An 18,850-nucleotide genomic window follows, 5' to 3' on the forward strand; every position below is an offset into this window, starting at 1 on the left:
AAGCCGCTCTTCATCCAGATCGCCGAGATGGTCGAGGACCAGATCGTCGACGGCACGCTGGGCGAGGACGAGCGCGCGCCGTCGACCAACGAGCTCGCGGCGTTCTCGCGCATCAACCCCGCCACCGCCGCGAAGGGCGTGAACCTGCTCGTGGACAAGGGCGTGCTGTACAAACAGCGCGGCATCGGCATGTTCGTCGCCCCCGGCGCCCGCGACCGGGTGCTCGCCGAGCGGCGGGAGCTCTTTGCGGACCGCTTCGTCGCGCCCCTCCTGGAGGAGGCCCGCAAGCTCGGCCTTCCCCCCGACGACGTCGCCCGCCTGATCCGCGAGCGCGCGTCGCGCACCGCACACTGATACCACGACCGAAAGGGATCCCATGGACCCCGTCATTCAGGTACGAGACCTCACGAAGCGATACCGTGACGTCGCCGCGCTCGACGGCGTCAGCTTCGACATCGAGCGAGACACGATCTACGGCTTCCTCGGGCGCAACGGCGCCGGCAAGACCACCGCGATGTCCATCCTCACGGCGCAGAACTTCGCGACGAGCGGGTCCGTGCGGGTCTTCGGCGAGGATCCCTACGAGAACGCGCGCGTGCTGCGCCGCATCTGCTTCGTGCGGGAGAGCCAGAAGTATCCCGACGAGGCGACGGCGCGCACGGCCTTCGCGTCCGCGCGCCTGTTCTTCCCTAACTGGGACCAGGCGGTCGCCGACGAGCTCGCGGACGCGTTCCAGCTGCCGATGAAGACGACCATCAAGAAGCTCTCGCGGGGGCAGCTGTCGGCGGTCGGGGTGATCATCGGCCTCGCCGCGCGATCCGAGATCACCTTCTTCGACGAGCCCTACCTGGGGCTCGACGCCGTCGCGCGCCAGATCTTCTACGACCGCCTCCTGGCCGACTACGCGGAGCACCCGCGCACCGTGCTGTTGTCGAGCCACCTCATCGACGAGATCGCGAACCTCATCGAGCGGGTCATCGTGATCGACCGCGGCCGGATCCTCATGGATCAGAGCGCCGAGGATGCGCGGGCCGAGGCGACAACCCTCACGGGCGACGCCCGCCGCGTCGAGGATTTCACGCGCGGCCGCGAGGTGATCCACCGCGAGCAGCTCGGCGGCGTCGCCGCGGCGACCGTGCACGCCCGGCTCACGGAGGCCGAGCGCCTTGAGGCCCGCGCAGCCGGCCTCGAGCTGGCCCCCGTCCCCCTGCAGCAGCTGATCGTGCGGCTGACCCAGGCCGGATCTCTCGCCCCCGGCACGACCCCGGAAGGATCGCGACGATGACCGTCTCGCCCGCGCCCACGGGGCGCGTCACCCACCGCGTCTGGAGCGTCGTGCGCCTCCAGCTGATCAACACGCAGTCCTTCCTCTGGGTGCCGCTGATCATCCTCGCGGGGGCGGCGCTGGTCGCCGTCCTCGTCTTCGCCATGATCCCCAACGACAGCACGCGCATGTACGGCGGCGCGGGCAACGCGCCGCTGTGGTACTTCGTCGCGCTCGGCGTGCAGGCGATGACCCTGAGCTTCCCCTTCTCGCAGGCGATGAGCGTCACGCGCCGCGAGTTCTTCCTCGGGACCCTCGTCGTCGGGGCGATCGGCGCGGCCATGATGGCCACGATTTTCCTCGCGCTCGCGGGAATCGAGGTCCTCACGAACGGCTACGGGGTGAACGGCTACGTCGCGCACCTGGAGTGGATCTTCGACGCGGGGTGGGCCTCGGCCTGGCTGACCTACTTCACGGCGACGCTCCTGCTGTACGTCGTGGGGTTCTGGTGCGCGACCGTGTGGAAGCGCTTCGGCACCCTCCCGCTCGTCGCCGTCCTCGTCGCGCTCGGGCTCGCGCTCGTGCTGGGGATCTTCGTCGCGACGCGGACGGAGTCCTGGCCGCAGGTCATCGGATGGTTCGTCGAGCTCGGGCCGTTTTTCCTGACGCTCCTGGGGCTCGCCGTGACCGCGCTCCTCGCGCTCGGCTCCTACGCCACGCTGCGGCGGGCGACCGTCTGAGCCCGGCGGGCCGCGCGGTCAGGCCTCGCCGGCCGCCTGCTTGTGGTGCTGGATGACCTCGGCGACGACGAACCGGAACCACTTGTGGGCGAACTCCGGATCCAGGTCCGCCTCGTCGGCGAGCTCGCGCAGGCGCGCGATCTGCCGCTCCTCGCGGGCCGGGTCGCTCGCGGGGAGGTCGTGGGTCGCCTTGAGCTCGCCGACCTGCTTCGTGCAGCGGAATCGCTCGGCGAGCATGAAGACGAGAGCGGCGTCGATGTTGTCGATGCTCGCGCGCAGGCGCAGCAGCGTGGCCATGGTCTCGTCGGGCGTCTCGCTCATGCCTCGAGCGTAGCGCGCGCCCGCGCCGCCGCTCAGCGCACCTTCGGCGCGGGGAGCGACGGCGCGGTCTGCGCGGGGGCGGCGCCCAGCCGGGCGATCGCCTCCGCGATCGCCCGGTCGAGCTGCGGATCCGCGTGCCGGAAGAGGTCGGCGGGCGAGTGGATCACCTCGACGTCGGGGTCCACGCCGTGGTTCTCGACGCCCCACCCCTTGCCCTCGAGCCAGAAGGCGTACCGCGGCTGGGTCACGCGCGTGCCGTCGACGAGGTCGAAGCGACCATCGATCCCCACCACCCCGCCCCAGGTGCGGGCGCCGACGACGGGCCCGAGCCCGAGGGCCTGCGCGCGGGCGCACACGATGTCGCCGTCGGATCCGGAGAACTCGTTCGCGACAAAGACGACGGGGCCGCGCCGCGAGCGATCCGGGCTCGCGACGGGCGCGTCCATGTGCCGCGCGGTCGACCAGGCGACCACGCGTGAGGCGAGGCGCTCGATGACGAGCTCGCTCGTGTGCCCGCCGCGGTTGTACCGGACGTCGGCGATGAGTCCCTCGGCGTCGGACGCCGTGCGCAGGTCGCGGTGCAGCTGCGCCCAGCCGACGCTCTGCATGTCGGGGATGTGCACGTATCCAAGCCGCCCGCCCGACGCCGCCGCGACGTACGCGCGCCGCACGCGCACCCAGTCCTGGTAGCGCAGGGCCTCCTCGTCGGCGAGCGGCACGACGACGACCCGCCGGTCGGCCTCGCCCCGGCGGAGCGTGAGCTCGACCGGCGTGTCCGCCGCGCCCACGAGGCTCGCGCCGACGCCGAGCACGGGATCCACGGGCGCGCCGTCGATCTCGACGATCACGTCGCCCTCGCGCGCCCCGACGCCCGCGCGGCGCAGCGGGGACCGCGCGCCCGGGTCGCTGGACTCGCCGGGGAGGATCCGCTCGATGCGCCAGCCGTCGTCCGCCGGTGCGAGATCGGCGCCGAGGAAGCCGAGGCGCGCGGCGGGGTCGGACCGGTCGGCCGGCATCACGTAGGCGTGGGACGTGTTCAGCTCGCCGACGTGCTCCCACAGGATGTCGGTGAGGTCGTCGTCGGTGCGCGCGAGGGCCACGACCGGGCGCCACCGTTCGGTCGCCGCGTCCCAGTCCACGCCGTCCATGTCGGCGCGCCAGAAGTGGTCCCGCATGATGCGCGCGTTCTCGTCGAACATCTGCCGCCACTCGGCCGCCGGATCCCGCGTGAACCGCAGGCGGCCGAGGTCCACCTCGACCGGCTCCTCGTCGCCCGAGGCCTTCCGCGCCGCGCGCACGACCGTGACCTTCTCGCCCGAGCGGACGACGACGCGCTCGCCGTCGCCCGACACGGCGGCCGCGTCGAGGCCCTCGACGACCGTCCACGCCTCGCGGTCCGCGAAGGACCAGCGCTCGAGGCGGTCGGGCTGCTTCTCGCCCGGCACGCCCGCGCGGCGGGCGCCCAGCTCGCCGACGTCGGCGCCCTCCGCGATCCAGCACACCCCGCCCGCGGTCGCGAACAGGCCCCGGTAGTCGGCCGACGGCACGGGGAAGGCCGCGATCCGCTCCTCGGCGCCCTCCGCGTCGAGGTCCGGGCTCTCGGGCGCCGCGGGGGCGGCGGATCCGGCGGGCGCCTCGGCCAGCGCCCAGCCGCCCGCGGCGGGCCCGAAGGGCACCGGGTCCTCGGCCGACAGCGGCATCAGCCAGGCGCGCGTCGTGCCGGCGAACGACAGGTCGAACGCCTGGGCGTTGTACTGCGGGTCGAACGTGCGGTTCGAGAGGAACACGAGGTGGCGCCCGTCCCGCGTGATGTCCGGGCTGTGGTCGTGGAATCGGCCGCTCGTGAGGCGCACCGGTCCGTCGTCGCCGCGGGTGTCCAGCGCCCAGATCGCGTGCAGCTCGCCCTCGCCGGCGGTGGGCTCGGACCACACCAGGTACCGCCCGTCGGGCGAGAAGCGCGGCGTCAGCGCCTCCCCCTGCGCGGAGCGCCGCACGTCGCGGGCCGTGCCGCCGGCGACGTCGATGAGACGGATCCATCCGTCGTGCGAGATCGCGGCGAGCCGGTCCCCGGCGGGCGAGGCGGCCAGGTGGAGGACGCGCCCGAGCTGCCCCGTGAGGATCGGGAGCGCGTCGTCGTCGCGCGACCCCGCGACGGCGGCGACCTGGATCCCGTCGTCGCCCTCGGCGTCCGTGACGAACGCGACGCGTCCCGTCTGGCCGAGCACGACGGGCTCGCGCACGCGCACGCCCGAGTCGGCCGCGAGCGCCCGCGCGGGGCCCTCGCGGTGGGTCAGCCAGAACGCCTTGCCGCGCCAGGCGACGAGGCTCGCGCCCGCGCCGTGGTCCGGGGCGATGTCCGTGAGGTCCCGCGTCGGCTCGAGCGGGACGGGAGCTACCGCGGCGCCCGGGAGCGACACGTCGACGGCCCGCGGCGCGGCGTCGAGGGAGTCGAGCACGCGGATCCGCCCGCGGCTGTGCCACGCGATGCGCCGCCCGTCGGTCGTGGCGTCTCGCACGTAGCCCTCGTTCGGGCCCTGGAAGGTCAGCTGGCGCGGGGCGTCCGAGCGGGGGTCGTCGAGCACCCAGAGGTTGGCCTGCTCGTCGGCGGCGTCGGGGAAGCGCGCCGCCCGATCCGAGACGAACGCGAGCGCGCCGCCCACCCACATCGGATCGACGAGGGAGGCCTCGTCGGACGCGAGCAGGCGCTCCCACTCGCCTCCCGGCGCGCGCAGCCACAGCCGCGAGGCCGTGCCACCGCGGTACCGCTTCCACCACGCCGGCGGGCGGCTGAAGGGCGTCGACAGCGCCGTGCCCCGCGCCTCGTCGATCGCGACGCCCGAGGCCATTCCCAGCTCGAGGCGCCGGGCGCGGCCGTCGAGGCTCACCTCGCGCACGGTCGTGTGGCGCATGTTCTCCTCGCCCGCGTTCGACGCGACGAGGACCGCCTCCGGGCCCGACCACCCGAGCACGCGCAGCTGGCTGGCGCCGGCGTAGGTGAGCCGCTCGACGGATCCGGTCTCGACGTCCGCCACGAACAGCTCGGGGTGCGCGTCGCGGCGCGAGACGAACGCGACGTGCGCGCCGCCGGGCGAAAGCCGCGGGTGGGCGACGGGCGCCCGGTCGCTCGTGAGGCGCCACGCGCGGCCGCCCGCCGCGGGCGCGAGCCACACGTCGTCGGCGGCGGTGAAGGTGAGAAGGTCGGCGTCGAGGTGCGGATAGCGCAGGTACGCGGAGCTCATGGGGCCAACGTATAAGCCGCGCGACCCCGCCGACAGGGGCGCGCGCGGACGTTCATCGCGCGGCCACCCGCGCGGGAGGGGCGCGCCCCCTAGAGTGATGCGCATGAGCGTAGCCACCCCCGGATCCGGCACCGACACCCCCCTGGATCCGCCCGCGAGCCGGACCTTCTGGGCCTTTCTGCGACGGCCCTTCGCCGCCGGTTTCCTGCTGACGCTCGGGGGCCTCGCCGCGGTCGCGCTCGGCCTGGCGTTTACGAACCTGTCCACCGTGTTCGTGTACATCGCGCTGGCGCTGTTCATCGCGCTGGGGCTCGATCCGGCGGTGCACTGGCTCGAGGGGCGCGGGATGTCGCGCGCGCTGGCGATCGTGTCGGTCACGGTCGGGGTGCTCGTCGTCGTCGCGGGCGTCCTGCTGCTCATCATCCCGACCGTCGTGGAACAGATCTCGCAGTTCATCCGCGACCTGCCGACCCTCGTCGCCGACTTCCAGGAGTCCGACACGTACGCCTGGGCCGAGGAGACCTTCGGCGACCAGGTCGGCACGCTGATTTCCGACGCGCAGAACCTCCTCACCTCGCCGTCCAACCTCGCCGCGATCGGCGGGGGAGTCCTGCAGGTCGGCACGACGATCGCGACCGCACTGTCCGGATCCCTCATCGTCGTGGTCCTGAGCCTGTACTTCGTGGCCTCGCTGCCGTCGATGAAGACCGCGCTCATCCGTCTCGCGCCGGCGCGTTCGCGCGAGACGATCACGGGGATGACGGACCAGATCACGGCATCGGTCGGGCGCTATCTCGTCGGGATGATCACGCTCGCGTTCATGAACGCGGTGTTCACCTTCATCGTCCACCTCGCGATCGGGCTACCCTTCCCGCAGCTCATGGCCGTGACGGCGTTCTGCATTACGCTCATCCCGCTGATCGGACCGGTGCTGTTCTGGATCATCGGATCCGTGGTCGCGCTGTTCACGAGCCCCGTCTCGGCGCTGATCTTCGCCGCGGTCTACGTCGTCTACATGCAGATCGAGGCATACGTTTTCACGCCGCGCGTGATGAACCGCACGATCGCGATCCCCGGATCGCTCGTCGTGATCGGGGCGCTCGTGGGCGGGACGCTCCTCGGCCTGCTCGGGGCGCTCATCGCGATCCCCGTCACGGCCTCGATCCTGCTCATCATCAAGCAGGTCGTCATCCCGCGCCAGGACGCGCGGGTGTGACGCCCCGGCTCAGTCGACGAGGTCGTGGCGCACGATCACCTGATCGCGGCCCGGCCCGACGCCGATGACGGAGATGCGCGTGCCGCTCATTTCCTCGAGCGCCAGCACGTAGTCGCGGGCGTTCTGCGGCAGGTCCTCGAAGGTACGCGCTCCCGTGATGTCCTCGCTCCAGCCCGGGTAGGACTCGAGGATGGGCGTCGCGTGGTGGAAGTCGGTCTGGTTGACCGGCACCTCGTCGAAACGCTCGCCGGCGACGTCGTACGCGACGCAGACAGGGATGTTCTCGAGCCCCGTGAGGACGTCGAGCTTCGTCAGCACGAGGTCCGTGATGCCGTTGATGCGCGTCGCGTAGCGGGTGATCGGCGCGTCGTACCAACCCACGCGGCGCGCGCGCCCCGTCGTCGTGCCGAACTCGTGGCCGCGCTCGGCGAGCCACGCGCCGTCCGCGTCGAACAGCTCGGTCGGGAACGGTCCCGCGCCGACGCGCGTCGTGTAGGCCTTCACGATGCCGACGATGCGATCGAGGCGCCCCGGGCCCACGCCGGACCCGGTCGCCGCGCCGCCCGCCGTCGCGGACGAGGAGGTGACGAACGGATAGGTGCCGTGGTCGACGTCCAGCATGGTCGCCTGCCCGCCCTCGAACACCACGACCTCGTCGCGGTCGAGCGCGTCGTTGAGCAGCAGGCTCGTATCGGCCACCATGGGGCGCACCCGCTCCGCGTAGGAGAGCAGGTCGGTCACGATCTCGTCGACCGTGATGTCGCGGCGGTTGAAGACCTTCACCAGCAGGTGGTTCTTCTGGTCGAGGGCACCCTCGACCTTCTGCCGCAGGATCGACTCGTCGAAGAGGTCCTGGATCCGGATCCCGACGCGGTTGATCTTGTCGGCGTATGCGGGGCCGATGCCGCGCCCCGTCGTGCCGATCTGGCGCTTGCCGAGGAAGCGTTCGGTGACCTTGTCGAGGGTCCGGTGGTAGTGCGTGATCACGTGCGCGTTCGACGAGATCTTGAGCTTCGAGACGTCGATGCCGCGCGAGGACAGCGCGTCGAGCTCCTGGAACAGCACCTCGAGGTCGACGACCACGCCGTTGCCGATGACGGGGGTCACGCCGGGGGACAGGATGCCGGACGGCAGCAGGTGCAGGGCGTACTTCTCGTCGCCGACGACGACGGTGTGCCCGGCGTTGTTGCCGCCGTTGAACTTGACGACCCACTCGGTGCGCTCACCGAGCAGGTCCGTGGCCTTTCCCTTGCCCTCGTCGCCCCACTGGACTCCGACGATCACGATTGCTGGCATGGGTCATCCCCCTGGGAATCGGGTGCTGGACATCTCATCCTATCGGGCGGGCGGGCACGCCCCGGGATCCGCTACGCCACGCGGCTGCCCGGCGGCGTCCGCCGCGCCGGGGTCCGGGTGCGGAACCCGCCCCACACGAGGAGCCCGGCGGCGAGCAGCGCCTGCAGGCCGAGGCCCACGAACCAGGTCGGCACCGAGCCCTCGATGACCTCGCGCGCCGTGGGGGAGTCGGCGCCGTACTCGACGTACTCGCCCGGCAGTTGCACGCGGCCGTCGCACGGGTCGCTCCAGTCCTGTTGCTCGAGATCGGGCGCCTGCTGCGCCGCGCGGATCCCGTACTTCAGCTGGCCGAACAGGTCGACGGGGTAGCCCGCGCGGTCGTAGGCCGTGGGGGTCGCGTCGGCGACGACGACGAACGGGTTCGCGGCGAGGAGCCACCACACGCGGTCGTAGCGGGGCACCTCCTGCGCCCCGCGGACGGCCACGCATCGGTCGGAGACGTCGGGGCGCTCCTCGAGGCAGGGCTCGGCCGCGTCGGCGCAGTCGGGCAGGTACGCGGCGTTCTGCCCGTCGGAGACGTAGACCTCCCGAGGCGATTCCGTCAGGGTCGCGACGGGCGAGCGCACGGCGAACGTGCCGAGCGCGAACGCGATGAGGGTGCCGACGACGAGCATCATGACGACGAGGTACGTCGCGGCGACCGAGAACAGCGGCTTCGCGATGATCGCGCTGAGCCCGACGCCGATCGCCGCGATGACGCCGACCTCGGCGGCGAGGACGAGGATCGCCGCCGCGATCCCCCACGCGGCCACGGGGGCGGCCGGGCAGCCGCTCCCGAAGCACCCCGCGGATCCGTCGCCCCACCACAGCGCGTCGTCCAGGAGCGCGAAGCCCACGACGGGGAGGGCCGCCGCGAGATAGACGAGCCCCGTCGCCCAGCCGGCGAGGAACCGCGCCGCGAGGATCTCCGGCGTGGTCGCGAGCGTGACCTGCACGGGGGCGAGCGTCGCCTGCTCGCGCTCGCCGTTGATCGCGTTGCCCGTGAAGGTGGGCGTCACGAGCACGGCCATGAGGAGCACGCCGTACAGCGCGATCGAGGCGACGCCGCGCCCGCCGCCCGCCTCTCCGAAGACGAGGGATCCGAGCCACGCGATCGCGCAGACGACGACGAAGAAGATGCCGAGGAGCACGTAGAAGCCGGGGCGGCGCACGCGCTGGCGCAGGTCGAGGCCGACGAGGACGCCGATGCGCCGGGCGTTCATCGCGCGCCTCCCTGCAGGCCGAAGAAGGCGCTCTCGAGGCGGCCGGAGGCGGGAGCGAACTCCGCGACGGGCACGCCGGCCTGCACCAACCGGGCGAGCGCGCTCGCCGCGGCCTCCTCGCCGGCGAAGCCTGTCAGCACGTCGTGGCGATCGAGCCGCACCGCGACGCCCGGCAGGAGATCGGCGATGGTCGCGCGGAGGGAATCCGGATCCGCCGCGCTGCCGAGCCCGCGGATCCGCCACTCGCGCACCTGCGTCGCGGGCGGGGGCGCGGCGACCGTGGCGCCGGCCGCGAGGAAGACGGCGTCGTCGACCATCTCGTCGAGCTCCGCGAGGACGTGGCTCGAGACGAGGATCGTGGCGCCCGCGTCCGCCAGCGCGCGCAGGTGGTGGCGCAGCGCGATGCGTGCGGCGGGGTCGAGCCCCGACGCGGGCTCGTCGAGCAGCAGCACGCTCGGCCGGTGCACGAGCGCGCGGGCGAGCCCGAGGAGCTGTTTCTGGCCGCGCGACAGGACCCGCGCCTTCGCGCCTGCGAGGGGCGCCAGGCCGACCTCGCCGAGCAGCTCGTCCGCCCGGGCGCGGGCCGCGTCGCGCGGGGCGCCGTACAGCCGGGCCGCGACCGTGAGCGTCTCGCGCGCCGTGAGGGAGTCCCACGTGCCGAGCGCATCCGGCATCCATCCGAGGATCCGCCGCACGGAGCGCGGATCCGTGACGGGATCCGCCCCGCCGACGCGCACGGATCCGGCGTCCGGGGCGAGGAGCGAGGTCAGCAGGAGGAAGAGCGTGGTCTTGCCGGCGCCGTTCGGCCCCACGAGCCCCGTGATCCGACCCGGGCGCGCGTCGAAAGTCGCGTCGCGCACCGCGTCGACGGATCCGAAGGAGCGCCGCAGGCCGCGTGCCTCGATGCCCGCGTGGCTGGTGCCGGTCATGGTCGCACGCTACCGGCCGCGCACGCGGGGGAGCAATGTCCGGTCAGGACTCCTCGACGGGGGCGAGGCCGACGAACTTCATGCGGTCCTCCCCGTAGAAGCAGCTCTGCAGGGCGATGTCGCCGCCGAGGCCGACGAGGTCGTCGGTGCTCGACCAGATCTTGGAGGTGTACCGAATGTCGACGACCTCGTACACCTCGTCGCGGCCCGCGATGCGGATCTTCTGGCCCTCGTCCCACGCGAGCAGCACGTCGCCGCCGCAGTTGTTGTGGGCCGCGCCCGTCTCGGGCACGCCCTCGCGCTCGTAGGACCGCATGATCGTGAAGGTGCCGTCGCACCGGTCGAGCTCGGCCAGGCCGCCCTCGACGCCGATGGTCACCGTCGGGAGCTCCTCGAAGACCTGCTCCTGGACCTCGTCGACGGTCTTGTCGATCGAGGTCTTGACGGCGCCGTAGGTGCGCTCCACCTGCTCGGGGGCGAACGCGACGCCGGCGAGGATCGCCGCGCCGCCGAGGACGAGCACGCCGCCGAGGGCGCCGAGCACGATTCCGCCGCGCCGTTTCCTGGCCATGAGTCCTCCCACACGCGTGTCGTCCCAGGCTACTCGCGCCGCGCGCGCTTTCGTCAGGAGTTCACGGGGAAGTCTAGACTTCGTTATATGTCGAATGTCCTTGAGAACCTGCCCGTCGGCGAGCGCGTCGGCATCGCCTTCTCCGGAGGTCTCGACACCTCCTGCGCCGTCGCGTGGATGCGCGACGCGGGCGCCGTGCCCTACACGTACACGGGCGACCTCGGGCAGTACGACGAGGACGACATCGCGTCGATCCCGGAGCGCGCGCTGCAGTACGGCGCGGAGAACTCGCGCATGATCGACTGCAAGCCCCTCATGGTCGAGGAGGGCCTCTCCGCGCTGGCGTGCGGCGCCTTCCACATCCGCTCGGGCGGGCGCACCTACTTCAACACGACGCCCATCGGTCGCGCCGTGACCGGCACGCTCCTCGTGCGCGCGATGAAGGAGGACGGCGTCGAGATCTGGGGAGACGGATCCACCTACAAGGGCAACGACATCGAGCGGTTCTACCGCTACGGCCTGCTCGCCAACCCGCGCCTGAAGATCTACAAGCCGTGGCTCGACGCGCGCTTCGTGAGCGAGCTGGGCGGTCGCCAGGAGATGAGCGAGTGGCTCGTCGCGCACGGCTACCCGTACCGCGACTCGGCCGAGAAGGCCTACTCGACGGACGCCAACATCTGGGGCGCCACGCACGAGGCCAAGACGCTCGAGGACCTCGACGTCTCGCTCGAGATCGTCGACCCGATCATGGGCGTGCGGTTCTGGGATCCGGCCGTCGAGATCGCCACCGAGGACGTCACCGTCACGTTCGATCGCGGCCGCCCCGTCGCGATCAACGGCGAGGAGTTCGCCGACGCCGTGCAGCTCGTCCTCACGGCCAACGCCATCGGCGGCCGTCACGGGCTCGGCATGAGCGACCAGATCGAGAACCGCATCATCGAGGCCAAGAGCCGCGGCATCTACGAGGCGCCCGGCATGGCCCTGCTGCACATCGCGTACGAGCGCCTGCTCAACGCGATCGTCAACGAGGACACCCTCGAGACCTACCACGAGCTCGGCCGCAAGCTCGGCCGCCTCATGTACGAGGGGCGGTGGCTCGAGCCGCAGTCGCTCATGCTGCGCGAGTCGATCCAGAAGTGGGTCGGATCCGAGATCACCGGATCCGTCACGATCCGCCTGCGCCGCGGCGAGGACTACACGATCCTCGACACGACCGGCCCCGCGCTGTCGTACGCGGGCGAGAAGCTGTCGATGGAGCGCGTCGGCGACGCCGCCTTCGGCCCCGGCGACCGCATCGGCCAGCTCACGATGCGCAACCTCGACATCGCCGATTCGCGCGCCCGCCTCGAGGGCTACGTCTCCCGCGGCATGATCGGCGGCACGACGGGCGACCTCATCGGCGAGCTCGAGCAGGGCGAGGCCCGCGCGATCACGCAGAGCGTGGCCCCGGGCGACACCGACGCCGCCGAGGCGCTCGACAGCGTCGGCGAGGCGGCGGCGTTCGACGCCGGCACTGACTAACCCCCACAAGTCCACATTTCTCCGGTAAGTCTCCTCGCATGCGAGGAGACTTACCGGAGAAATGTGGACTTAGGCGCGGGCCCCTTTCGCGTGCGGGGCGGGTCGGGGATGATCCTCGCGGGGGCTGGGCGACGGGCCCGGCCGTACGCGAGGAGGACATCATGGCGGTTCGGATCACGTCCTACATCGGCTTCGCGGGCGAGGCCGCGAAGGCGTTGGCGTTCTATCACGGCGTGCTCGGCGGCTCGCTCGAGATCACGCGCTACAGCGACATGCCCATGGAGGGCATGGGCGGCCAGCCCGACTGGGTCATGCACGGCCAGCTCGACGTCTCCGAGGGCGTCGCGATCATGGCGGCGGACAGCGAGGGCGAGCGGGGCGGATCCCGCATCGACGTCATCCTGTACGGCGATGACGCCGACGAGCTGCGCCGCGCGTTCGACGGCCTCTCGGCCGGAGGGAACGTGACGATGCCCTTCGATCAGGCGCCGTGGGGCAGCTACTTCGGGCAGTTCACCGACCGCTTCGGCGTGGGGTGGATGATCGAGGGTGGTCAGGCCGGCTGATCGGGCGCCCGCTCGGGGCGGTGGGTGTGCATTCGCTCGCCCGCGGCGCTGAAGATGCTGACGACCTCCGCGGGGCCGGCCATCGTCGCGCTCACGCTGTGCGGGAGTTGCGTGTCGAACTCGACGGCCTCGCCGGGCGCGATCAGGTGTTCCTCGCCGTCGAGGAGGAGCCGGAGGGTCCCGCTCAGCACGTAGGCCCACTCGTAGCCGTCGTGCACGCGGGGAGCGGGCGCCTCGGCCGCGGGCGGGTAGGTCACCTTGAACGTCTGGACGGGCGCGTGCGCGAGCGTCAGCGGCGCGACGGTCATGTTCCCGCGCCGCTCGGCGGGGCGGCGGACCCGCGGATCCCCGCCGCGCGCGGAGACGAGATCGTCGAGGCGGATCCCGAGCTCCCGCGTCAGGGGAAGGAGCAGCTCAAGCGTGGCCTGGCGCTTACCGGACTCGAGTCGCGACAGCGTGCTCGCCGACATCCCCGCGCGCGACGCGAGCTCCTCGATCGTGCGGTTCTGACGGCGACGCGCGGCGCGTAGGCGGGGGCCGACGTGGCGCAGGATAGGGTCCATCCCCATAGTTTGCCAGTTCGGCATGTTTCTTTGCCAAGAATCGCATTCCCGCTCCACGATATGGGCATGACGAACACCTGGGACACCGTGATCATCGGCGGAAGCGTCGCCGGCCTGAGCGCCGCGCAGATGCTGGGCCGCTCCCTCCGCCGCACGCTCGTGATCGACGCGGGCGAGCCGCGCAACCGCTTCGCCGCCCACATGCACGGCGTGCTCGGCCAGGACGGCGCGGACCCGGCGGCCCTCCTGGCCACAGGCCGGGCCGAGGCGGCGGCATACGGGGTGGCGTTTGCCTCCGCCACCGTCGCGCGGCTGGAGGACGCGGGCGAGCGGATCCGCGTGCTGCGAGCGGATGGCAGCGAGGACGCGGCGCGCACCGTCCTCATCGCGACGGGCGTGCGTGACGTGCTCCCCGCCATCCCGGGCCTCGCGGAGGAGTGGGGGCGCACGGTCCTCCACTGCCCGTACTGCCACGGGTACGAGGTGGCGGGCGTGCCGCTCGGCGTGCTCGCCACCTCCCCGGCGGCGATCCACCAGGCCCAGCTGGTCCGCCAGCTCACGGACGACGTGACGGTGTTCGCGGGCGCGCTCGGCCCGCTCGACGACGATGTCGCGCGACGATTCCGGGCGCGCGGGATTCGCGTCGCGCACGCGGCCGTCACGCGCGTCGCGGCGCGGTCCGGGGGAATCACGGTAACCACCGCCGACGGATCCGCCTACGACCTGGGCGCGATCTTCGCCGGCGGGGAGCCGGAGCTTGCGCTCGGGTTCGCCGATGGTCTCGGCCTCGCGCGGCAGGACGCCCCGGGCGCCCCACTCGCCGTCGACGCGATGGGGCGCACGAGCCACCCGCGCGTGTTCGCCGCCGGCGGCGTCGTGGCCCCGTTTGCGAACGTGCCCGTGTCGATGGGGGCCGGGTCGATGGCCGGCGCCGGCGCGAACGCCGTGCTCGCGCAGGAGGACACGGACCGCGCCGTCGCCGCGGCCTGACCGGCGCCCCTCGGGCCGCGCGGACTCAGGGGCGCGATGTTGCCTCGCGCGCGAGCTGGGAGCGGTTGCGGGCGTTGGCGAAGAGGACCTTCGCGTCGGCCGGATCCAGGCGCCCCTCCTTCAGCATGCGGATCGGGCAGCGCGTGCAGCGGGGCTTCGACGCGCAGCACTTCTTCTTCGGCGTCAGCTTCTTCGCCTTCGCCTTGTGCTTCTTCTTGCTCGCCGACCCGCCGTGCTTCTTCGCCTTCTTGCCCTTCTTCGACATGGCGTCAGGGTAGCCCGGCGCGGCCGCCCGCGCTCACCGGAAGCCGGCGGCGACGCCCCGACGGTGGTACTCGAAGATGATGCTCGTCCGCGTCGAGGCGACGAACGGCTCGGTCGAGAGGTTCTCGACGACGAACTGCCGCACCTCGCTCGAGTCGGCGACCGCGATGTGCACCATGAAGTCGTCCGTCCCGCCGAGGAAGAACAGCTGCAGCACCGGGGGCAGCTCCTTCACCTCGTCGATGAAGGTCACGATGCTGTCGTGTCGGGTCCCGCCGCGCAGCGTCACCCCGATCATGGCCTGCAGGCCGCGCCCCAGTCGGCCGTGGTCCACGCTCGCGTGGAAGCCGCGGATCACGCCGCGGTCCACGAGCGCTCGCGTGCGCGCATGCGCGGTCGACGGCGCGATGCCGACGGCGGCCGCGACGTCGGCGTTCGAGGTGCGCGCGTCGCGACTGAGGATCCGCACGATCTGGCGGTCGGTGTCGTCGAGCGAGACCGGCCGCAGGACCTTCGGATCCAGGGGGAGAGATTCGCCCGTCATGCGTCGAATTCTAACCATGGGCGCGCCCGGAGAGAAGAATCTGCGGCGTTTACCCACCAGAAACGAAGTGCCTGCGATTCTCCAAAGACAGTCCGCCCCCCACGAGGAGCCCCCATGAAGATCGCCGTTCCCACCGAGGTGAAGAACAACGAAAACCGCGTCGCCCTGACGCCCGCCGGCGTCGACGCGCTCGCTCGTGACGGGCACGAGGTCTTCGTGCAGGCGGGGGCGGGCGCCGGATCCCGCATCGCCGATGCCGACTACGCCGCCGCGGGCGCCACGATCCTCCCCGACGCGGCCTCGACCTGGGCCGCCGCGGAGCTCATCGTGAAGGTCAAGGAGCCCGTCGCGAGCGAGTACGGCTTCCTCCGCGAGGACCTCACGCTGTTCGCCTACCTGCACCTCGCCGCCGACAAGCCGCTCACGGACGCGCTCGCCGCCGCGGGCACGACCGCGATCGCCTACGAGACCGTGCAGCGCGCCGACCGGTCGCTTCCCCTCCTCACGCCGATGAGCGAGGTCGCGGGCCGCCTGTCGATCACGGTCGGCGCCTACCACCTCATGCGCGCGCAGGGCGGGCGCGGAACGCTGCTCGGCGGCGTGGCGGGCGTCCCGCGCGCCGAGGTCGTCGTCATCGGCGGCGGCGTGGCGGGCGAGCACGCGGCCGCCAACGCGCTGGGCCTCGGCGCCCGCGTCACGGTGCTCGACGTGGACCTCGACCGGCTGCGCGCCCTCGAGGCGCGCTACGGCAACGGGCTCGTCACGCGCCACTCGACGCGGTACGCGATCGCCGAGTCGCTGGAGCGCGCCGACCTCGTGATCGGATCCGTCCTCATCCCGGGCGCCGCGGCGCCGAAGCTCGTCACCGACGACATGGTCGCGGGCATGAAGCCCGGGTCGGTCCTCGTCGACATCGCGATCGACCAGGGCGGGTGCTTCGAGGGCTCGCGCGCCACGACGCACGACGAGCCCACGTTCGCCGTGCACGACAGCGTCTACTACTGCGTCGCGAACATGCCGGGCGCCGTCCCCGCGACGTCGACGCACGCGCTGACGAACGCGACGCTGCCCTACGTGCAGAAGATCGCCCGCGCCGGCTGGGACGCGGCGGCGGAGGCGGATCCGGCCCTCGCCCGGGGGCTGAACGTACGGGGCGGACGCGTCACGAACGCGGGCGTCGCGGCCGCGCTCGGCTACGCGCTGGCGAGCTGAGCGCCGCCTACGCGATGAGGGCGCCGACGCGATCGGCGCCCTCGCGGCTTGCGCGCGCGAAGCGGAGGATGTCGTCGAGATCCGTGCTCGCCCCGCCCACGCACAGGGCCGCCACGATCGCCCCGTCCTCCGCGCGGATGGGCACGGCCGCGCACGCGCGCCCGGGCACGAGGTCGTCCATCTGGAAGGTGAGGTCCGCCGCCCCCTCGCCCGCCGGCAGGTCCCTGAGGCGGGCGGCGGCCGAGCGGTCCGGATCCCGCGCGAGCGCCGCGGGCAACGCGTGCGCGCGCGGGTCGAGGTCGACCGCGACGAGAGCGCCCCGCTCGAAGCCGATGACGTGCACCGCCAGGGATCCCGCGGATCCGCGGATCCGCTCGAGCTCGGCCCGCACGGCGCGCGTCGCGCGGATCGGCGCGGGCGAGGCGACGGCGCCGGCGAGATCGGCGACCTTCCGCCCGAGCGCGAGCCCCGAAATGTCGGCGAGGCGCACGAGGTACTCGTCCTGCACCAGCAGGTTCACGAGACGGTAGACCGTCGCGCGGGGCATCGCGAGCCGGGAGACGAGGTCGCGGACCGTCACGCCCGGACCCGCGCGCGCCACCTCCTCGAGCACGACGAACGCCGAGTGGATCGCCCGCGGCTGCTTGGCATGTAGTCCCTGCTCGTCGCCCAGCGTCATGCGGATCCCGGCCCTACGCCCGGGCGTCGGACGCGTCGGTCGGGGCTCCGCCGAGCAGGTCGGACGAGATCGGGACGTCGTGCACGGCGCGGACGAGTCTCGTGGAACGGCGGCGCGCGACGGCGAGCGCAGTGATCACGACCCCCAGCGCCCCGGCGAAGGCGGCGACGCCGCCGTATCCCAGGGACGACCCCGCGACCGCGAGGAAGGTCGCGAGCGCGCCGCCAAGCACGACGGCGGCGGCGGCCGCGCGCGCGATCGGCCAGAACGTCGCCTCCCCGATCCGCAGGAGGAACGCGGGAGCGCCTGCGCACACGAGCACGTAGGCGAGGATAAAGCCCGCGCCCGATGCGACGAGCACCGTGTGCATCACGAGGGACAGGTCGGCCCCCGCCGCGCGCAGCGCGATCGGCACGGCTACGAGCAGGGGAACGACCATCACGATGGCTCCCCGCGGCGCGCCCGTGCGCGCCGAGGTGCGGCCGATCGCCGCCGGGAGGACGCCCTCGTGCGCCATGGAGAAGACCACCCGCACGATGGCGGTCGTGGCGGCGACGGCGGCGGCGAAGAACGACACGGCGATCAGCAGATCGAGCGCCGTGGCCGCCCAGCCCATCCCGAACGCGTGCGCGATGTCGCCCAGTGGGGCGTCGGACTCGCCGAGGGGGAGCCCCAAGGAGCGGAAGGCGGAGATCTCCGCGAGCGCGACGACGAGGAAGAGCGCCCCGGCCGCGGCGACCGTCCACACGAGCACGCGCGGAATGGTCGCGAGCGGGCGCTTCGCCTCGACGCCGAGCGACGCCGCGCTCTCGAAGCCGACGAAGGCCGTCATGGCGATGACGACGCCGAACGGGAGGTGGGCCAGATCGTCCGTCGACGGCACGAAGGCCGCGGGGTCCACCGGGACGCGGGCGAGGGTGAAGACGACCAGGACGAGGATCGCCGCGACCGTCACGATCTCGATGACGAGGGTCACGCGGGTCGACAGGCGGATCCCGCCGAGCAGGATCCAGGCGAAGGCGCCGCCCAGCACAACGAGCGCGACGACCCCCACGACGCGGTCGTCCGACGCGATCGGCAGCGCCGACACGAGGAAGTGCGCCGCGGCGAACAGCTCGAACACGGCGACGAACCCGTACCCCACGAGGAGGGCGGCGCCGCCGACGACGGAGGCGCGACGGCCGAGACCCAGCGCGATGAACGTGTAGAGGGAGCCGGCGGCCGAGACGCGCCGCGCGAAGACGTTCACGCTCGTCGCGACCGCGAGCGCCACGGCGGCGGCGATGAGGATCGACAGCACGGATCCGCCCGCAGCGACGGCCACGGTGATCACCGGAATGGTCGTCGCCGCGGCGGCGGGGGCGAGCCCCGCGACCGATTGGCCGAGCACGTCGAAGAATCCGACTGTGCGGCGCGCGAGCCCGGACAGCGCGGAGGCGTCCCGCACCCCCGGAACGCGTTCCGGGCGGGCGATGGCGCGAGCGAGTTCTTCCATGGATCCGCCTCCTTTCGGCGTCGCACCGGAACGGTATCGCCCGGCGATTTCGGCCGCGTGTCGCCTGTGCGCACGCCAAATGAGACACCCCCGTCCCGTTTGCGCTCGACGTCACGTCACGGCGGGGCAACGGCGGGGCAAAGCCGGCGCGCCATGATCGGACTCGCTCCGCACCATC

19 protein-coding genes are annotated in these 18,850 nt (G+C 72.6%); 8 read left to right on the forward strand and 11 right to left on the reverse strand.

The window, feature by feature from the left end:
• Window positions 1–27 precede the first annotated feature (27 nt).
• The 3 genes from G8E01_RS01865 to G8E01_RS01875 are packed head-to-tail and all read left to right on the forward strand — an operon-like array spanning window position 28 to window position 2,004.
• Entirely contained in the window at window positions 28–354 is a 327-nt protein-coding gene (locus tag G8E01_RS01865; protein ID WP_166315049.1) for a GntR family transcriptional regulator, read from the forward strand.
• A gap of 22 nt (window positions 355–376) precedes the next feature.
• Window positions 377–1,285 carry an ABC transporter ATP-binding protein gene (locus tag G8E01_RS01870; RefSeq protein ID WP_166315052.1) on the forward strand — a complete coding sequence of 303 codons (909 nt, stop codon included), beginning with the start codon at window positions 377–379 and terminating at the stop codon, window positions 1,283–1,285.
• Window positions 1,282–2,004, forward strand: a complete 723-nt coding sequence (locus tag G8E01_RS01875) for a hypothetical protein (RefSeq protein ID WP_166315055.1) — start codon at window positions 1,282–1,284, stop codon at window positions 2,002–2,004. The genes G8E01_RS01870 and G8E01_RS01875 overlap by 4 nt, the downstream gene beginning before the upstream one ends.
• Window positions 2,005–2,022: 18 nt before the next feature.
• Here G8E01_RS01875 and G8E01_RS01880 read toward each other — a convergent pair whose 3' ends face one another.
• A complete protein-coding gene (locus G8E01_RS01880; RefSeq protein WP_155048846.1) occupies window positions 2,023–2,325 on the reverse strand; it encodes a chorismate mutase in 303 nt (100 codons plus the stop codon).
• Between the two features lie 32 nt (window positions 2,326–2,357).
• Window positions 2,358–5,564, reverse strand: a complete 3,207-nt coding sequence (locus G8E01_RS01885; protein ID WP_166315058.1) for a S41 family peptidase — start codon at window positions 5,562–5,564, stop codon at window positions 2,358–2,360.
• Between the two features lie 103 nt (window positions 5,565–5,667).
• Between G8E01_RS01885 and G8E01_RS01890 the strand changes: the two genes are divergently transcribed.
• Complete coding sequence (locus G8E01_RS01890; protein WP_240921220.1) at window positions 5,668–6,780, forward strand: AI-2E family transporter; 1,113 nt, start codon at window positions 5,668–5,670, stop codon at window positions 6,778–6,780.
• Window positions 6,781–6,789: 9 nt separating this feature from the next.
• Here G8E01_RS01890 and G8E01_RS01895 read toward each other — a convergent pair whose 3' ends face one another.
• The 4 genes from G8E01_RS01895 to G8E01_RS01910 form a co-directional block, all read right to left on the reverse strand.
• Window positions 6,790–8,076: an adenylosuccinate synthase gene (locus tag G8E01_RS01895; protein ID WP_166315064.1), complete on the reverse strand. Its 1,287-nt coding sequence runs from the start codon at window positions 8,074–8,076 to the stop codon at window positions 6,790–6,792.
• 71 nt (window positions 8,077–8,147) lie between these two features.
• Window positions 8,148–9,338 (reverse strand): ABC transporter permease, encoded by a 1,191-nt coding sequence (locus G8E01_RS01900; protein ID WP_166315067.1) that lies wholly within the window; start codon window positions 9,336–9,338, stop codon window positions 8,148–8,150.
• The gene (locus G8E01_RS01905; RefSeq protein ID WP_166315070.1) at window positions 9,335–10,267 is read right to left on the reverse strand and encodes an ABC transporter ATP-binding protein; all 933 of its coding nucleotides are present in this window, start codon (window positions 10,265–10,267) and stop codon (window positions 9,335–9,337) included. Before G8E01_RS01905 ends, G8E01_RS01900 begins: the two co-directional genes overlap by 4 nt.
• Before the next feature lie 43 nt (window positions 10,268–10,310).
• Window positions 10,311–10,838 (reverse strand): hypothetical protein, encoded by a 528-nt coding sequence (locus tag G8E01_RS01910; protein WP_155048852.1) that lies wholly within the window; start codon window positions 10,836–10,838, stop codon window positions 10,311–10,313.
• Window positions 10,839–10,925: 87 nt separating this feature from the next.
• Here G8E01_RS01910 and argG point away from each other — a divergent pair, with 87 nt between their 5' ends.
• Window positions 10,926–12,359, forward strand: coding sequence for an argininosuccinate synthase (gene argG / locus G8E01_RS01915; RefSeq protein WP_166315073.1), 1,434 nt, complete (start codon window positions 10,926–10,928; stop codon window positions 12,357–12,359).
• A gap of 161 nt (window positions 12,360–12,520) precedes the next feature.
• The gene (locus tag G8E01_RS01920; RefSeq protein ID WP_166315076.1) at window positions 12,521–12,925 is read left to right on the forward strand and encodes a VOC family protein; all 405 of its coding nucleotides are present in this window, start codon (window positions 12,521–12,523) and stop codon (window positions 12,923–12,925) included.
• Here the strand turns inward: G8E01_RS01920 and G8E01_RS01925 are convergent.
• The gene (locus tag G8E01_RS01925; RefSeq protein WP_166315079.1) at window positions 12,913–13,488 is read right to left on the reverse strand and encodes a helix-turn-helix domain-containing protein; all 576 of its coding nucleotides are present in this window, start codon (window positions 13,486–13,488) and stop codon (window positions 12,913–12,915) included. The two genes, G8E01_RS01920 and G8E01_RS01925, sit on opposite strands and share 13 nt — an antisense overlap.
• Window positions 13,489–13,554: 66 nt before the next feature.
• Here G8E01_RS01925 and G8E01_RS01930 point away from each other — a divergent pair, with 66 nt between their 5' ends.
• The gene (locus G8E01_RS01930; protein WP_166315082.1) at window positions 13,555–14,478 is read left to right on the forward strand and encodes an NAD(P)/FAD-dependent oxidoreductase; all 924 of its coding nucleotides are present in this window, start codon (window positions 13,555–13,557) and stop codon (window positions 14,476–14,478) included.
• Window positions 14,479–14,503: 25 nt separating this feature from the next.
• Here the strand turns inward: G8E01_RS01930 and G8E01_RS01935 are convergent, their stop codons facing one another.
• The gene (locus G8E01_RS01935; protein WP_166315085.1) at window positions 14,504–14,743 is read right to left on the reverse strand and encodes a hypothetical protein; all 240 of its coding nucleotides are present in this window, start codon (window positions 14,741–14,743) and stop codon (window positions 14,504–14,506) included.
• Between the two features lie 33 nt (window positions 14,744–14,776).
• Window positions 14,777–15,286: an Lrp/AsnC family transcriptional regulator gene (locus G8E01_RS01940; protein ID WP_166315088.1), complete on the reverse strand. Its 510-nt coding sequence runs from the start codon at window positions 15,284–15,286 to the stop codon at window positions 14,777–14,779.
• A 114-nt stretch (window positions 15,287–15,400) separates the two neighbouring features.
• On the opposite strand from G8E01_RS01940, the gene ald reads away from it, so the two are divergent.
• The gene (gene ald, locus G8E01_RS01945) at window positions 15,401–16,498 is read left to right on the forward strand and encodes an alanine dehydrogenase (RefSeq protein ID WP_166315091.1); all 1,098 of its coding nucleotides are present in this window, start codon (window positions 15,401–15,403) and stop codon (window positions 16,496–16,498) included.
• Window positions 16,499–16,505: 7 nt separating this feature from the next.
• Here ald and G8E01_RS01950 read toward each other — a convergent pair whose 3' ends face one another.
• Window positions 16,506–17,177, reverse strand: a complete 672-nt coding sequence (locus G8E01_RS01950; protein ID WP_166315094.1) for a helix-turn-helix domain-containing protein — start codon at window positions 17,175–17,177, stop codon at window positions 16,506–16,508.
• A gap of 13 nt (window positions 17,178–17,190) precedes the next feature.
• The gene (locus G8E01_RS01955) at window positions 17,191–18,672 is read right to left on the reverse strand and encodes an APC family permease (protein ID WP_166315097.1); all 1,482 of its coding nucleotides are present in this window, start codon (window positions 18,670–18,672) and stop codon (window positions 17,191–17,193) included.
• Between the last annotated feature and the right edge of the window lie 178 nt (window positions 18,673–18,850).

The organism is Microbacterium excoecariae (assembly GCF_011326725.1).
In the GTDB taxonomy this organism is placed as follows: Bacteria; Actinomycetota; Actinomycetes; order Actinomycetales; family Microbacteriaceae; genus Microbacterium; species Microbacterium excoecariae.

What these genes read in the sequence shown, in the direction of transcription:
- ald (WP_166315091.1), top strand. Translation starts at nt 15,401, where the DNA reads ATGAAGATCGCCGTTCCCACCGAGGTGAAGAACAACGAAAACCGCGTC.
- G8E01_RS01925 (WP_166315079.1), bottom strand. Translation starts at nt 13,488, where the DNA reads ATGGACCCTATCCTGCGCCACGTCGGCCCCCGCCTACGCGCCGCGCGT.
- G8E01_RS01905 (WP_166315070.1), bottom strand. Translation starts at nt 10,267, where the DNA reads ATGACCGGCACCAGCCACGCGGGCATCGAGGCACGCGGCCTGCGGCGC.
- G8E01_RS01865 (WP_166315049.1), top strand. Translation starts at nt 28, where the DNA reads ATGGTCGAGGACCAGATCGTCGACGGCACGCTGGGCGAGGACGAGCGC.
- G8E01_RS01870 (WP_166315052.1), top strand. Translation starts at nt 377, where the DNA reads ATGGACCCCGTCATTCAGGTACGAGACCTCACGAAGCGATACCGTGAC.
- G8E01_RS01875 (WP_166315055.1), top strand. Translation starts at nt 1,282, where the DNA reads ATGACCGTCTCGCCCGCGCCCACGGGGCGCGTCACCCACCGCGTCTGG.
- G8E01_RS01880 (WP_155048846.1), bottom strand. Translation starts at nt 2,325, where the DNA reads ATGAGCGAGACGCCCGACGAGACCATGGCCACGCTGCTGCGCCTGCGC.
- argG (WP_166315073.1), top strand. Translation starts at nt 10,926, where the DNA reads ATGTCGAATGTCCTTGAGAACCTGCCCGTCGGCGAGCGCGTCGGCATC.
- G8E01_RS01895 (WP_166315064.1), bottom strand. Translation starts at nt 8,076, where the DNA reads ATGCCAGCAATCGTGATCGTCGGAGTCCAGTGGGGCGACGAGGGCAAG.
- G8E01_RS01890 (WP_240921220.1), top strand. Translation starts at nt 5,668, where the DNA reads ATGAGCGTAGCCACCCCCGGATCCGGCACCGACACCCCCCTGGATCCG.
- G8E01_RS01940 (WP_166315088.1), bottom strand. Translation starts at nt 15,286, where the DNA reads ATGACGGGCGAATCTCTCCCCCTGGATCCGAAGGTCCTGCGGCCGGTC.
- G8E01_RS01910 (WP_155048852.1), bottom strand. Translation starts at nt 10,838, where the DNA reads ATGGCCAGGAAACGGCGCGGCGGAATCGTGCTCGGCGCCCTCGGCGGC.
- G8E01_RS01955 (WP_166315097.1), bottom strand. Translation starts at nt 18,672, where the DNA reads ATGGAAGAACTCGCTCGCGCCATCGCCCGCCCGGAACGCGTTCCGGGG.
- G8E01_RS01900 (WP_166315067.1), bottom strand. Translation starts at nt 9,338, where the DNA reads ATGAACGCCCGGCGCATCGGCGTCCTCGTCGGCCTCGACCTGCGCCAG.
- G8E01_RS01920 (WP_166315076.1), top strand. Translation starts at nt 12,521, where the DNA reads ATGGCGGTTCGGATCACGTCCTACATCGGCTTCGCGGGCGAGGCCGCG.
- G8E01_RS01885 (WP_166315058.1), bottom strand. Translation starts at nt 5,564, where the DNA reads ATGAGCTCCGCGTACCTGCGCTATCCGCACCTCGACGCCGACCTTCTC.
- G8E01_RS01950 (WP_166315094.1), bottom strand. Translation starts at nt 17,177, where the DNA reads ATGACGCTGGGCGACGAGCAGGGACTACATGCCAAGCAGCCGCGGGCG.
- G8E01_RS01935 (WP_166315085.1), bottom strand. Translation starts at nt 14,743, where the DNA reads ATGTCGAAGAAGGGCAAGAAGGCGAAGAAGCACGGCGGGTCGGCGAGC.
- G8E01_RS01930 (WP_166315082.1), top strand. Translation starts at nt 13,555, where the DNA reads ATGACGAACACCTGGGACACCGTGATCATCGGCGGAAGCGTCGCCGGC.